Raw genomic sequence first — 14190 nt, 5'->3', positions numbered from 1 at the left:
TTTACTCTATCGCCACCTTTACCGCCTCGCCGAGCTTCTGCATCACTTCCCGATGCTTCTCGTTTGGCGGCAACGCGCAGTTGATGCGTACGCAGTTGCGATACTTTCCTGATGCGGAGAACAGCGAACCCGGTGCAACCTGGATTTTGAGGCGACAGAGCTGCTTAGCGACACAGACCATATCGACCTGGTGCGGCAGCTCAACCCACAGCATAAAGCCGCCTTTTGGTCGGGTGACGCAGATCCCGCAGGGGAAGTATTCCCGTACCCAACAGGTGTAGATCTCCATATTGCGCTGGTAGATCTGACGCATACGGCGAACATGCCGATGATAATGCCCCTCACGCACGAAAGCGGCGGCCGCCAGCTGCGTAGCAGGAACGTTAGTGCCGATGACGGCATATTTCATATGCAGAAATTTATCGTGATAACGACCGGGAATAACCCAACCGACGCGCAACCCCGGCGCCACGGATTTGGTAAATGAACTGCACAGTAGCACCCGACCATCGCTGTCCCAGGAGTGTATTGTGCGCGGACGGGGATATTCCGTGGCAAGCTCTCCGTACACATCATCTTCAAAAATAACAATATCGTGCTGCTGGGCGAGGGCGAGCACCGCCCGTTTACGCGCATCCGGCATAATAAATCCGAGGGGATTATTGCAGTTAGGAACCAGAATCACCCCTTTAATCGGCCACTGATCCAGCGCCAGTTCCAGCGCTTCAATGCTGATCCCTGTATCCGGATCGGTTGGGATCTCTATAACTTTGATCCCTAATCCGCGTAGCAGCTGCATCGTGCCGTAATAGGCGGGCGATTCTACGGCGACGATATCCCCTGGCTGGCAGACTGCCAGCAGCGCCAGTGACATCCCGCTCTGACTCCCGCTGGTGATCACAATATCATCCGCATTGATGACCGAACCTCCGTCCAGCATGAGCCGGGCAATCTGTTGACGCAATTCGCGACAGCCTGGTAATTCATCGTAGCCCAGAACCGCCTTGAGATTATGCTGCGCCACGCGGCTTAGCTCGCGCCAGAGCGGTTTCAGGCTGGGTTGATTGATATCGGGCACGCCACTGCTAAAAGGGATTATCGATTTGTCTGCATGACCTGCAAGCATGTCCAGCACCTGATCCCACTGGGTTATCTCGACTGGACGTTGGACCGGGCGCGACATCAGCGGCACCGGCGGCTGTGCTTTTTGTGGTGCGACAAAATAACCGGAACGCGGCTGCGGCGTGATCAGCCGTAGTTGTTCCAGCGTCTGATATGCCTGCTGGACGGTGCTGATGCTGACCCCGTGCTCCTGGCTCAGGCTGCGTACCGAAGGCAGTTTTTCGCCATGGCGATACAGACCTTGCTCAATGCGTTCGGCCAGCAGATTGGCCAGATGTTGGTAACGCGTCATGCTGTATCCCTCATGGGTACCATACAGATTAACAAACCGGTACAGATTGGCGTGAAAAAAGCGATGCAGAACTCTTTTTAACCAATCTGTATGTTAAATAAAAGTACTTTGTGAGTCTGTATTGTTTTGTGCCAAATCCGTGAAGATAAAGCCTCTGGCAAGGCGGGGAGGCAAGGTATGGAATTTCACGAGAATAAAGCAAAACAGCCGTTTATTGGGTTTGTACTGATCTGGCGGGCATACAAGGCGTGGCGACTGCGAGCGCAAACGCGGCGCCTGTTGCAACAGATGAGCGACGAGCGGCTGCGGGACGTCGGGCTGCGACGCGATCAGGTGGAGTGATTTTCTTTCATCGGCAGAGGCTGGGGGTTATCGCCCGGCCTCTTTTGTATTCATAGTATTTATCAATTCATGCTTCTGAATGATGTGTTTCTTGATACTTACCATGATAAGTATTATTTTCTTCTCAGCGATGAGGGGAAGGATACATGACTGAAGATGAACTGTTTGCCCGCCGTCCGATGGGGATGCGCATGGCAATGGTGGTGCGCCAGTGGCGGGCCATTATTGATGCAGCCATTACCGACACTGGCCTGACGCAGTCAAGCTGGACGGTATTGATGCAGCTGTATCAACTGGGAGACAACGTCTCGGTCAGTGAACTGGCGGAGGTGCAGGGTATTGAACTGCCGCCGCTGATGCGCACTCTCTCACAGCTGGAAAAGCACGGCTATCTGTTGCGTTCCACATCGCCTTATGACAAACGCATTCGCCTGCTCACGCTGACCGAGCAAGGCCGCGCAAGGCTGGAAGAACTAAACCGGGTGATTGAGAACTACCAACATCGCGTCACGTGTACCATCCCCGAAGCGGAGCTTGCCGCCTTCAGCTCGACCTTAAATCAACTCGCCTGCAATTTGCGGACAATCCGCGAAGAAGACAATCAACACTAAAAAACTATGATGACCCCAGAACAAAAATTTGCCCGTTGGGTAAGGGTGAGTATTGCCGCTTTCCTGGTAATATTCGCCTGGTTTATCGTTGCCGATATCTGGATCCCGCTAACACCGGACTCCACGGTGATGCGTGTAGTAACGCCCGTTTCCTCACGCGTATCCGGCTACGTCTCGCAGGTGCATGTACATAACAATAGCCAGGTGAAAAAGGGCGATTTGCTGTACGAACTGGATCCGACGCCATTTATCAATAAGGTCGAGGCTGCGCAAATCGCCCTTGAGCAAGCAAAGCTGAGCAACCAACAGCTGGATGCGCAGATCGCCTCTGTGCGTGCCAACCTGCGTACCGCGCAATTCAACGCCCGGAACGACAAGACCACCTTTGACCGCTATCAGCGCCTGAGCGCCATGCAGAACGTGTCGCAAGCCGATCTCGACAAGGTGCGCACCGCCTGGCAAACCAGCGAGCAGTCGGTGTCGGCGCTCAATGCCAGTATTCAGAACCTGCTGATCCAACGTGGCGAGCGCGATGAAAACCGCAACGTGACGCTGCAAAAATACCGTAACGCGCTGGAAGAGGCGCAACTGAACCTCGGCTGGAGCAAAGTATATGCACAGACCGACGGCACGGTGAGCAACCTCCAGCTTAGCCCCGGACTTTACGCCACTGCCGCCACGCCGCTACTGGCGCTGGTCAGCCACCAGACCGATATCGTGGCCGACTTTCGCGAGAAAAGCCTGCGCCACACCCGGGTGGATACCGATGCCGCCGTAGTGTTCGACGCCATGCCGGGCAAGGTTTTCTCTGCCCGCGTCACCAGCAGTGATGCCGGTATTCTGGCGGGTCAGGAGCAGGTTAACGGCCAACTGTCGCAACCAGAACAGTCTACCCGCTGGGTGCGCGACGCCCAGCGTATGCGTATTCACGTCGCGCTGAACGAACCGCTCGACACGCCGTTGCCGACCGGGGCACGCGCCACGGTACAGCTGTACAACAGCGAGGGGATGTTCGCCCGCACCTTTGCCGGAGCGCAGATCCATCTCGTTAGCTGGCTACATTATGTCTATTAACACCCTGGCTCACGTCTTTACGCCGCACGGGAATATTGTCTACACCGCCAATGATTTTCGCCAGACCCTGCGTATCTCGGTTGCCGGGACAATCGCGCTGAGTATCTCGACCTTTTATAACGTGCAGTACGGCGTGTTTTTTGTGGTTTATCCGCTGATGCTGTTGTCGCTGGTGCCGGTGTTCAACCGCCATGTGGCCAAGCAATTTGTGTTCAGCGCGGCAGTGAACTGCGTCGAAATGGTACTGATTGTCGGCTATCTCTCACAATGGCCGCTGATTATGACGCTGGTGGTATTTGGCCTGTACGTGGTGCGTTTTCGTTTGATGAGCAAAGGACCGCTGTTTCTGTTCGGCTCAATGGGCGTGGTGTGCCAGAGCACGATGCTCAATTTTATGAGCTATCCCACCACCAACTGGCATACGCTGATGTTCTCCAATATGGAAGCCTGCGTCATGGCGGTGGCGCTGAGCGCGTTGCTGCATTATCTGATCCCGGACGTGGAACCCCGCCAGCCGCCGCCGCGCATTGAGAAAGATGACGCCCGGGTGCGCCACGAGCCGCTGCTTTCCGGCACGGTGGCGACGATGATTTTTGTTGTCTTCCAGATCTGTGACTTGAGTGATTCGCTGTCGGCGCTGATGGCGGGCATTTTGATCCTGTTTCCGATGCATTATCGCGGCGCGGTGTTGAGCTCTCTCTGGCGCGTGGTCGGTGTGGTGCTGGCTTGTCTGTATATTCTGCTGGTGCAACTGCTTATCTATGATTTCAGCAACCATATGCTGTTGATGATGCCGCTGATTGGCCTTGGACTGGCGTTCAGCGCCCGCCTGCACGTGATGGAAAAAGTCGGTGCGGGCGTGGGTTTTGCCAGTATCACCACCATCGGCATTATGTTCGGCCAGAACCTGCATCCGGATCAGGACCTGGTGTTCAGCGATCTCTATCGCATCACTTCCGTTACCGTCGCGCTGCTGGCCACGTTAACGATGGTATTTCTGGTGCACCGCGTTTTGAACTGCTTTGCGGCGACACGATTTGTGATCACCGAGTGAGTGGGGGGCCAGTGCCGGATGGCGGCTGCGCCTTATCCGGCCTACAGAAGAAGGTTTGTAGGCCCGGTAAGCGCAGCGCGCGGGGATTATCCCTGTCTGCGTGTCTTGGCTGAAATTACGTCGATTAACTCCTGCACCTGCTGTTGCTTACGCGCGGACAGCTTGCACACCCGACGCAGCGACTGCAATAACGCCGATTCTTCCGGCTCCGGCAGTTTTGCCGTCAGTACAATGCAGCCTGGCATCACTCTGACATCGAATGGGGTTCCGGTGGTAAAACCGGCAGCTTCCAGCCACTGGCCTTTCATAATAATTGCCGGAACATGCGTGTAATCCGGATAACGACTCGCATAACTGACGGTAGCGGTGCGGTTATTTGCCGGGGAGACTTCTGGATCGGTGAATTCTGCAATAGAATGCGGGGTAGTCATGATGGCTATTTCCTATGAATAGTGATTGTGATTAGCGAGGCGCTCGTGTTGCAGCACGGGCGTCTTGCGAAAAATACCTGTATATATCATCAGGGAATAGAAGGAAAGTCCAGCTGAAAATGAATGAAAATAACGGCGTGGATGCGGGGATGGATTATTTTTGGTGATGGGAATAAAGCGGCTATTTAGCCGCTTTATTGGTTTCTGGGGGTGGGTTAATTGATGGCGGCGTCGGTGAGGGCTTCGGCCAGGTGGACTTGAGTGTTTTTTATTTTATCCATGCAATATTTTACCTGATCTAATAATGATAGAAGCAAATTAACTTTATCTACAATATTTTTTTGTTCAATGCTAGGTGGTAGAGGAATTAGTAGTTCGGTTATTTGCTGCTGATTAATTGATGCTTGGCTGATGGCTTCTTTGGCATAAAGAGATAGTTCTTTTTTTATATATTCACTTTGAAATAAAGTGTTTATGTAATGTGAACTTATAATCTCTTTGAATAAGCATGCCCTCATGTTCATACTTTCAAAAAGAAGTGGTTCGTTTATCTCTGGTATAATAGCAGTTTTTCCAACTAATTCTTTGCTGTTTACTCTGTTTATTAACAGATCGCCTTCTTCAAGAATATATTTGTATTTCTCAAGTTCAGTGACTTTAACTCGCCTAACATCGGCAAAGTCAATGATTCCATTTTGGATGTTATACATTCTTAAAGAAATTATCCCATCGTTGGAATAATGACTTTCGGATTTATATAGGCCATTTGACAAACTTTTAACGATATTACCAAACCGACACCACACCCAATTTTCTGGTAAATTAAATGGCATATTTTCACAACTGATCGGCGGTAACGATTTTTGCTTTTTCATTTTCCCGTCTTTCACCAGTTGCGCTTTTTCCTGCGCAATACGTTTGAGCAGTTCAGAGGCTGGCTCATCGCTCGGATCCTGTGGTACCAGTTTGCCCATCACCGCCAGTTGCAGAATGGTCTGTTTTAAGGCATCAATGCTGGCTTCGGTGGTAAACAGCGTGTCGAAATGCTCGCTGATACGCGCCCAGCTTTCGGCCAGTTCATCGGCGTTCTGGCTGTCGGTTAGCGTGGTTAGCAGGGTTTCAACTAGCTGTTGATGGGCGTCCAGACTGGACAGGGAGTGCTGTTCCAGTTGGTCGCAGAGGGACATGAGATCGTTTATTCTAACAACAATTTTAGATTGTTCTTTCTCTGATAAAACAGGGAGTAACTTTTCGGCAATGTCTGATTTATTAAAACCATCCTGCGCGGAACGAGATATTCCGGAAAATAAACTTTGGCCCAATGGACTTTTTAATAACCAAAACAGAAATTGATTATTATAAAGATTGTAAGAATTATCTATTTTGATTAATGCAACATTATATGCCCCATTTTTTCCCCAGAAAACTTTACCAACAGATGCACCATAGCGGCCAATCAATATATCTTCTGAAGTGCAAAGTTTAGTTACTTTATTTATAGGGACATAAACAGGTTGTGGGTATTCCCCCAAATCTCTGATTTGAATCAGTTGAACATAGCCTTCTTTTGGCTCTTCAATAAAAAATGATTTCGGTGGTTGACTCCCTCCGCTGAAATCTAGAGCTGTTTCAAATCTAGCCCATTCCCACCCCCCCGGCAGCTCAAACGGTTTCTCCTCCTCGCTAATCTCCGGCAGCGGCTTGGGCTTTTTAATTTTCCCCTGCTTCACCAGCTCGGCCTTTTCCGCCGCAATACGCTCCAGCAGTACTGACGCCGGTTCGTCGTTCGGATCCTGCGGCACTAGCTTGCCGCGCACCGCCAGTTCCAGAATCAGCTCGCGCAGCTTCTTGATGCCGTACAGGTCAATCTTGCCCGAGCTGCCACGCCCGGCCGTGGAGCGGGTTTGCAGCGCCGTGGTCCAGGTGTCGATATGGTCGACAATTAGTTTTTCCACCGCCATCAATTGGCCTCCTTACCGGAGAGCGCCGCGCCGAGGATATCGCGCAACTGGTGGCGCAGGGTCTGGATCGCTTCCTGCTGCTTCGCGTACTGTGCCAGCAGTTCATCCGGGTCGTGGCTGATGGTTTCCGCCTGGTGCGGGTTCTTGATATCGAGGTTAAAGTTGCGGGCAATCACCTCGTCGATGCTAACCTTCCACGCCTGCTCGTTCTCGACGCGGCTGGCGAAGCCGTCGGCCTCGTTGCCCCACCAGGCGATCTCGGCCTGGAATTCCTCAAATTTCATCGGTTTGGTTTTGCTGTAGTTCTTCACACCTGCAGGGTACGGGTGCTCGTAGAACCAGATTTCTTTGGTCGGCTGGCCTTTGGTAAAGAACAGCAGGTTGGTTTTGATCCCGGTGTACGGGTTAAACACGCCGTTCGGCAGACGCACGATGGTGTGCAGGTTGCACTCCTCGGTGAGCAGCTTTTTGATCTTGGTTTTCACGCCTTCGCCAAACAGCGTGCCGTCCGGCAGCACCACCGCCGCGCGGCCGTTTTTCGCCAGCACTTCAATAATCAGTTGCAGAAACAGATCCGCCGTCTCGCGGGTCTGCATCTCCGCCGGGAAGTTCTTCTCAATGCCGTCTTCTTCGGTGCCGCCGAACGGTGGGTTGGTGACGATGACATCCAGCTGTTCATCCCACGACGACAGCGGTTTGTTGAGGGTGTTGTCGTGACGAATTTGCACCGGCACTTCAATGCCGTGCAGCAGCATATTGGTGGTCGCCAGCAGGTGCGGAAGCTGTTTTTTCTCCACGCCGTGGATCTGCTGTTGCAGCGTCTGGTGATCGGCCACGCTTTTTACGTATTTGTTTTTTACGTGATCGAACGCGCAGGCGAGGAAGCCGCCGGTGCCGCAGGCCGGGTCCATAATCGACTCGCCAAGCTTCGGATCGACGCGATCGACCATAAAACGGGTGACGGCGCGCGGGGTATAGAATTCACCGGCATTGCCCGCCGATTGCAGATCTTTGAGGATCTGTTCATAAATGTCGCCGAACAGGTGGCGTTCGCTGGCGCTGGTGAAGTCGATTTCGTTCAGCTTGTTGATCACCTGACGCAGCAGGGTGCCGTTTTTCATGTAGTTATAGGCATCGCTGAACGCCTGTCTGACCACAAAGCCGCGCGGGTTCTTATCGATAGGCGCGGTGAGGTTTTTCAGCGCCGGGAACAGGTCGTCGTTGACGAACTCCAGCAGGGAATCACCGGTAATGCCTTCGGCGTTCGCCGCCCAGGTGCGCCACAGGTAGCGCTGCGGAATAGGGTACTGGTAGTTATCCTGCTCCAGTTCCAGCGCCTCTTCCTGGGCGTCGAAGATTTTCAGAAACAGCAGCCAGGAGAGCTGGCCGAGGCGCTGCGCATCGCCGTCCACGCCGGCGTCTTTGCGCATAATGTCCTGTAATGACTTGATAACTGAGCTGATTGACATGATGTGTTCCATGTTTCATTAACAATAAGGCCTTCTGCTACGCGATGGCAGCAGAAGGCGCAAAAGGGGAGTGGTTACGCGGAGCGGGGCGGTAAGTGGTAGATTTCGCTCTCCAGCTCGCTGATGGCCTGATTATACCCGTTACGGTCGCCGAATCCGCTTTTAATGATCTCCGGCAGCGTACCCATGCTGTCGAACGGCTTGAGCTTCAGCACCTGAATACTCTCTATTTCCTGCACGCCCGCGTCGGCGTATTTATCCAGCAGCGTATTCAGCACCGCCTGCGCGGCGTCGGAGTATTTGGTGAAGTAGTTGCGCTTACGCACGTTCTCCGCCCGCTCTTTGCGGGTTAACGGCGGCTGACCATACACCACGTGACACAGCATGTCGAACGGGTCGAGCTCTTTACCGACCTCTTCCGCCAGCACTTCCCAGATAATCCCCTGCTGCTCCAGTTCCTTGATGATGGCCTGTTTGCGCTCGGCGTCCTGCCATTTGCGGGTGAAATCATCCAGCGAGGCGTACTCTTTAAGCAGCGTTTTGCGGGTGTAGTCTTTGAAGGATTCGGTGACCAGCTTGCCGTCGGCATCGTAATACTGCACACGCTGGGCGATCACGCCGACGGCCACGCCGTTGACGTGGAACTTGCGCACTTTGTTCTCGTCGTCTTCCGGCAGCGGGCCGACATCGTCTGTACCGGTAACGGTATACGGCGCGGGATCTTCATCGGCACCGGTAACAACGTCCTCAACTTCTTCGTCGTGCTCATCGAACTGCTCTTCAAAATCGGAGTCCGGGTCGGCGATATCTTCCGGCGTGGTGTCCATCACCTTTTCCGGGATGCCGTCAAAGCGTTCGTCGGCGAACAGCTCGGTGGCCTTTTTGAAGTCGAGGATGGTGAACCATAGCTTGCCGTAGCGTTCATCGATGCGGGTGCCGCGGCCGATGATCTGCTTGAATTTGGTCATCGACTGAATGTTTTGGTCCAGCACCACCAGTTTGCAGGTTTTGGCATCCACACCGGTGGTCATCAGCTCGGAGGTGGTGGCGATAACCGGATACTCTTTTTTGGGATTAATAAAGTTATCCAGTTGGGCTTTGCCGATGTCGTCATCGCCGGTGATTTTCATCACGTACTTGTCGTTCTTCTTGACCTGTTCCGGGTTGAGATTGACCAGCGCGCGGCGCATCCGCTCCGCGTGATCGATGTCGTTACAGAAGATGATGGTTTTATCCATCGGGTTGGTGCGCTTGAGGTAATCGGTAATGGTTTTCGCTACCAGTTCGGTGCGTTCATCAATCACCATCGTGCGGTCAAAATCTTTCTGGTTGTAGATGCGGTCGTCGATCAGCTCGCCGTTTTTATCCGTCTGACCTTTGGTGGGACGCCAGCCCTGGAGATCGACGTCGATGTCGACGCGCACCACTTTGTATGGGGCAAGGAAGCCGTCTTCGATGCCTTCTTTGAGCGAGTAGATATACACCGGGTCACCGAAGTAATCGGTGCTGGAGACTTCATGGGTCTCTTTCGGCGTGGCGGTTAAGCCAATCTGCGTGGCGGCGCTGAAGTAGTCGAGGATTTCGCGCCACGCGCTATCTTCCGAAGCGCTGCCGCGATGGCATTCGTCGATCACAATCAGGTCAAAGAAATCCGGGGCTACCTGTTTAAAGGCTTTTTGATCTTCTTCCGGGCCGGTGATGGCCTGGTACAGCGCGAGATGGATTTCAAATGCCGGATCGATGGTGCGGCCGGTGACTTTGGTCATCGCCGTGCCAAACGGCAGGAAGTCATTATTTTTGGTCTGATCGACCAGAATGTTGCGATCGGCGAGGAACAGGATCCGCTTCTTACTTTTCGCTTTCCATAAGCGCCAGATAATCTGGAAGGCGGTATAGGTTTTTCCCGTTCCGGTCGCCATCACCAGCAGAACGCGGTTCTGCCCGGCGGAGACGGCTTCAATGGTTTTGTTGATGGCCTGTAGCTGGTAATAACGCGGTGCTTTGCCGCTGCCGTCGTCGTAGTAGTCCTGAGTAATCACCGGAAGTTGAGCTTCGGTGTAGCCTTTTGATAAGCACAATTTTTGCCACAGTTCCGAGGGAGAAGGGAATTCGCCGAGGGTAATCGGTTTTTCCATTAATTCGCCGTCAGCAACCGTGGCATCGCGGAAGATAAAGCCATCGCCGTTGGTAGCAAAGACAAAAGGAACGTCCAGCAGGCGTGCGTACTCTATGCCCTGTTGCATCCCTTTGCCGATTTCGTGTTTGTTGGCTTTGGCTTCAATGACCGCCAGCGGAATGCCCGGCTTGTAATACAGCACGATATCGGCGGATTTCACCGTTCTGCGCGCTGCGACTTTGCCGCGCACGATGACCTTGCCGTCCCGGAGTTTGACCTCTTGTCTGATTTGCGTTGTGTCGTTCCAGCCAGCATCAAGGATGGCGGGCATAACGCATTTGGTGATGATGTCTGCTTCCGTCAGGGTACTCAGGTTCAGGTCAGCCATGTCCGTTCTCTACCGATAATGGGATTGCTCTGATTTTACACAATATTGTTATGCAAGCCATGAACAGAAATGGCTTTGCTACTGCGTTTTGCACGTTACTCAATCTCCAGCTCATCAAACAGCTGTAAATCCACGTCCAGCAGCTCCACCGCATTGCTGCGTCGAATCCCGACGTTATTTTCTATCAACATTTCCAGCAGGCGGTCGCCATCAATCAACGTGATAGGGGCGGCCCCCGGAAACAGCGCTGCTTCCGCGCATTTGGCGGCAAATTTGCCAGTAGTGATCAGCGTGCCGCGAATGGCTTTGTGGTAAGGCAGTGCGCCGCGTAGCTGGTCGATATACGGACGCGTGATGGTGTTCTGCATCCGTTTTACCTGTACTACTTCGGTGATGGTGGTAATGCCAACCTGTACCTGACCAATCACGTCCACACCTTTATCGCCGGAGGCTTTGGTCACTTCAACCTGTTCGTAGCCCATGGCTTCCAGCAATTGTCCGACTAGATGCTCAAACTTGTACGGATTCATGGTGCTGATTTGCTCGCGCAGCAGCTCTTTTTGCTGCTCGTTGTAGCGCTTCACGGCGTCCAAAAGCTCTTTACGCGGATCGCTTTTTCGGGCTGGTAGCGCTTTGCCAAGCCAGCCGCGTCCGGCATCGGTGATGCGATAGCTCATGCCTTCGCGGTTCACCATCTCACGGTCGATCAGGTTATTGAGGCGAGAGTAGAGCGTGCTCTTAACGGAACTGGCAGAAGCGAATTTAGAGTGCTGGTGCAAAAAGGCTTGCCATTCGGGAAGTAAATCCGCGCGACGCGACATTTCTCGGCCTGCCAGTAGTTCCAGAAGCTGCAGGATGCCTTCCTGATCGTCAAGCGAACGCAATGTCTTTTCGTCATCATGCAGAAATTGTTGCCCACGAGGAGTGGGTTGCCAGGCATCATCTGGCGTGCTTTTCATCAGGTCGAACTGCGGGTAGTTGAGGAATAAATAGCAGCCGTAGCTGTGGCGTGGGTTCAGAATATGGTTATCGCTATCCCAGATACGGCGGGCGATTTCGGCATCTTCACCTGACAAGCGCTCGCTGATCCAGAGATCCGGTTCGGACCAGTCAACGGGTTGTTGCGGTGTTCCTGTTTGCTCGTGAATGGCGGTAATCATATCGCGCACGGCTTTCAGGGAATAGCCTGAAACGGCTTTCATCATCGCTTTTACCTGGGCGTAGGTCGGAAAAAGCGGGGTAATCACTTTGTAATTTTTCACGTTGGTCCCTTAACGAGTGCAATGGCAATAGCTTGCCACACCAGGTGAAAAATTCCATGGGATGAATCACTTATCGGAATGAAAACTGCCTGTGCCGGATGGCGGCTACGCCTTATCCGGCCTACTAAAGTTCATCCTATCAACAGCAAAATGTGATGTTATTTCCAACAATTTCGCTATAATCATAAGATAATTGTAGATACATTTTTGTATATACAATTAGGGATGAAATACATGCCAATGGAGTTTGAATGGGATGCAAACAAGGCACAAAGTAACCTGAGAAAACACGGTGTCCGGTTTGAGGATGCGGTGCTGGTGTTTGACGATCCCCAACATCTTTCGCGGCAGGATCGGCATGAGAACGGTGAGTATCGCTGGCAGACCATCGGCCTCGTTCATGGCATTGTGGTTATTCTGGTTGCCCATAGCGTTAGGTTTGAAAGTGGCTTTGAAGTCATTCGTATCATCAGTGCCAGAAAAGCAGACAGTAAGGAGAGGAGTCGTTATGAACATGGTTAAGCATAAACGCGGCAGCATATCTGCGCTGAGTGCTCAGCATGAGGCTGAACTGAAAGCGCTGGCGAATAAACCGGACGATGATATCGATTACAGTGACATTCCCGTGACCGAAGATAAGCAGTGGTCAGAGGCCACACGCGGTAAGTTTTTCCGTCCGTTAAAAACGCAGGCCTCGGTGCGTATTGATGCCGATGTGATGGAGTGGCTGAAACGTCCAGGAAAAGGATATCAGACGCGCCTTAATGCCATTTTGCGCGAAGCGATGCTGCGCGAGCAAAATAAGAAATAGTCAGAATATACTGGGGCAGTGAATGCCGGATGGCGGCTGCGCCTTATCCGGCCTACAAAAAATCTACTTCTTCAACCCCGCAAACGCGGCGCGGATCTCGTTTTCCGGCAGGTTAATGCCGATAAACACCAGTTGGCTGTACGGTTGTTCGTCGCCCCACGGGCGGTCCCAGTCGGCGCTGTACAGGCGCTGGACGCCCTGGAACAGCAGGCGGTTTGGCTCGCCTTCAATCCACAGCATACCTTTGTAGCGCAGCAGCTTCTCAGCGGATTCCAGCAGCAGGTTTTCCATCACTCGGGACACGTCGCTGATGTTCACCGGGTAATCCAGCTCGACGACGATCGAGGAGATATCGTTTTGCTTGTCGGCGATAAAGTGGAAGCGCGGTTTGGTGCTGACCACGTTCTCTTCCAGCATGAAACCGTTGGTGTCGAACAGCAGAGAGAGGTCGATATCGCCATGCGTGACGGTATACACCGGGGCGCGGGCGTTGATGCGCGCCAGGCGCTCACGCAGTTTTTCGCTTTCACCTGCTACGTCGGTTTTGGTCAGCAGGATGCGGTCGGCGTAGCCCACCTGAGACTGGGCAATGGTGAACTGGTTCATCTGCTCGTCGGCATGCACCGCGTCAACCAGCGCAATCACGCCGTCCAGCAGGTAGCGTTCGCAAATTACTTCATGGGAGAAAAAGGTCTGAATAATCGGGCCGGGATCGGCCATGCCGGTGCATTCGATCACCAGACGGTCGAAATTGATGGTGCCTTTGTCGAGGTTGTCGAGCAGATCGAGCAACGCGTCTTCCAGTTCGCTCGAACGGGTGCAGCAGATGCAGCCGTTGGTCAGGGTTTTGATCTGTGTTGCGCGATCGCCAATCAGCTGATCGTCCACCGAGACTTCGCCGAATTCGTTTTCGATAACGGCAATCTTGTAACCGTGCTGCTCGTTAAGAATATGGCGCAGCAGGGTAGTTTTACCCGCGCCAAGAAAACCGGTGAGTAGGGTAACTGCAATCGGGGTCATTCACTTCTCCTTCTAACAGCAACTGCTTCCGCCGCTACCGTAGCGGGCTTCCTGGCGCTCGCGGAAGAATTCTTCGTAGGTCATGTAAGGCTTATCGGGATGGTTGGTCTTCATGTGCTCGACGTAGTTGTCGTAGTCCGGAATGCCAATCAGCATCTTTGCCGCCTGACCGAGATATTTTTTTGCCTGACCTAAAGTACCAAACATTCTGCCGTCCTGTTAATGAATAAAGCCGGA

General features: G+C 53.0%; 14 protein-coding genes. 6 read left to right on the top strand and 8 right to left on the bottom strand.

Going from position 1 to position 14190, the window contains the following annotated elements; translation table 11 throughout:
* Position 1: 1 nt before the first annotated feature.
* Positions 2-1414 carry an aminotransferase-like domain-containing protein gene (locus tag OGX66_RS18645; RefSeq protein ID WP_003019183.1) on the bottom strand — a complete coding sequence of 471 codons (1413 nt, stop codon included), beginning with the start codon at positions 1412-1414 and terminating at the stop codon, positions 2-4.
* Between the two features lie 177 nt (positions 1415-1591).
* On the opposite strand from OGX66_RS18645, the gene OGX66_RS18640 reads away from it, so the two are divergent.
* The 4 genes from OGX66_RS18640 (at position 1592) to OGX66_RS18625 (ending at position 4495) form a co-directional block, all read left to right on the top strand.
* Complete coding sequence (locus OGX66_RS18640) at positions 1592-1756, top strand: DUF1127 domain-containing protein (RefSeq protein ID WP_003019180.1); 165 nt, start codon at positions 1592-1594, stop codon at positions 1754-1756.
* 146 nt (positions 1757-1902) lie between these two features.
* Complete coding sequence (locus OGX66_RS18635; RefSeq protein ID WP_003019178.1) at positions 1903-2367, top strand: MarR family winged helix-turn-helix transcriptional regulator; 465 nt, start codon at positions 1903-1905, stop codon at positions 2365-2367.
* 6 nt (positions 2368-2373) lie between these two features.
* Positions 2374-3441, top strand: coding sequence for an HlyD family secretion protein (locus OGX66_RS18630; protein WP_003837201.1), 1068 nt, complete (start codon positions 2374-2376; stop codon positions 3439-3441).
* Positions 3431-4495, top strand: coding sequence for a DUF2955 domain-containing protein (locus OGX66_RS18625; RefSeq protein WP_270924648.1), 1065 nt, complete (start codon positions 3431-3433; stop codon positions 4493-4495). Before OGX66_RS18630 ends, OGX66_RS18625 begins: the two co-directional genes overlap by 11 nt.
* An 86-nt stretch (positions 4496-4581) precedes the next feature.
* Here the strand turns inward: OGX66_RS18625 and symE are convergent, their stop codons facing one another.
* From symE to OGX66_RS18600, 5 genes are all read right to left on the bottom strand, one after another.
* Positions 4582-4926, bottom strand: a complete 345-nt coding sequence (gene symE, locus OGX66_RS18620) for an endoribonuclease SymE (protein ID WP_270924649.1) — start codon at positions 4924-4926, stop codon at positions 4582-4584.
* Between the two features lie 215 nt (positions 4927-5141).
* Positions 5142-6887, bottom strand: coding sequence for a restriction endonuclease subunit S (locus OGX66_RS18615; RefSeq protein WP_270924650.1), 1746 nt, complete (start codon positions 6885-6887; stop codon positions 5142-5144).
* Complete coding sequence (locus OGX66_RS18610) at positions 6887-8356, bottom strand: N-6 DNA methylase (RefSeq protein ID WP_270924651.1); 1470 nt, start codon at positions 8354-8356, stop codon at positions 6887-6889. Before OGX66_RS18610 ends, OGX66_RS18615 begins: the two co-directional genes overlap by 1 nt.
* A gap of 74 nt (positions 8357-8430) precedes the next feature.
* A complete protein-coding gene (gene hsdR / locus OGX66_RS18605) occupies positions 8431-10860 on the bottom strand; it encodes an EcoAI/FtnUII family type I restriction enzme subunit R (RefSeq protein ID WP_270924652.1) in 2430 nt (809 codons plus the stop codon).
* Between the two features lie 95 nt (positions 10861-10955).
* Positions 10956-12122, bottom strand: coding sequence for a restriction endonuclease (locus tag OGX66_RS18600; RefSeq protein ID WP_270924653.1), 1167 nt, complete (start codon positions 12120-12122; stop codon positions 10956-10958).
* Positions 12123-12356: 234 nt separating this feature from the next.
* On the opposite strand from OGX66_RS18600, the gene OGX66_RS18595 reads away from it, so the two are divergent.
* Both OGX66_RS18595 and OGX66_RS18590 read left to right on the top strand, forming a co-directional pair.
* Entirely contained in the window at positions 12357-12644 is a 288-nt protein-coding gene (locus tag OGX66_RS18595; RefSeq protein WP_003837215.1) for a BrnT family toxin, read from the top strand.
* Positions 12631-12933, top strand: coding sequence for a BrnA antitoxin family protein (locus OGX66_RS18590; protein ID WP_003837217.1), 303 nt, complete (start codon positions 12631-12633; stop codon positions 12931-12933). The genes OGX66_RS18595 and OGX66_RS18590 overlap by 14 nt, the downstream gene beginning before the upstream one ends.
* 63 nt (positions 12934-12996) lie before the next feature.
* Here the strand turns inward: OGX66_RS18590 and yjiA are convergent, their stop codons facing one another.
* Both yjiA and OGX66_RS18580 read right to left on the bottom strand, forming a co-directional pair.
* Positions 12997-13953, bottom strand: coding sequence for a GTPase (yjiA, locus tag OGX66_RS18585; protein WP_088902765.1), 957 nt, complete (start codon positions 13951-13953; stop codon positions 12997-12999).
* A 12-nt stretch (positions 13954-13965) separates the two neighbouring features.
* Positions 13966-14160, bottom strand: coding sequence for a YbdD/YjiX family protein (locus OGX66_RS18580; protein WP_003830038.1), 195 nt, complete (start codon positions 14158-14160; stop codon positions 13966-13968).
* Positions 14161-14190 lie beyond the last annotated feature (30 nt).

This window comes from Citrobacter sp. Cf072 (genome assembly GCF_030334485.1).
Classification (GTDB): domain Bacteria; phylum Pseudomonadota; class Gammaproteobacteria; order Enterobacterales; family Enterobacteriaceae; genus Citrobacter; species Citrobacter freundii.
This window is presented reverse-complemented; position numbering and strand designations above follow the sequence as displayed.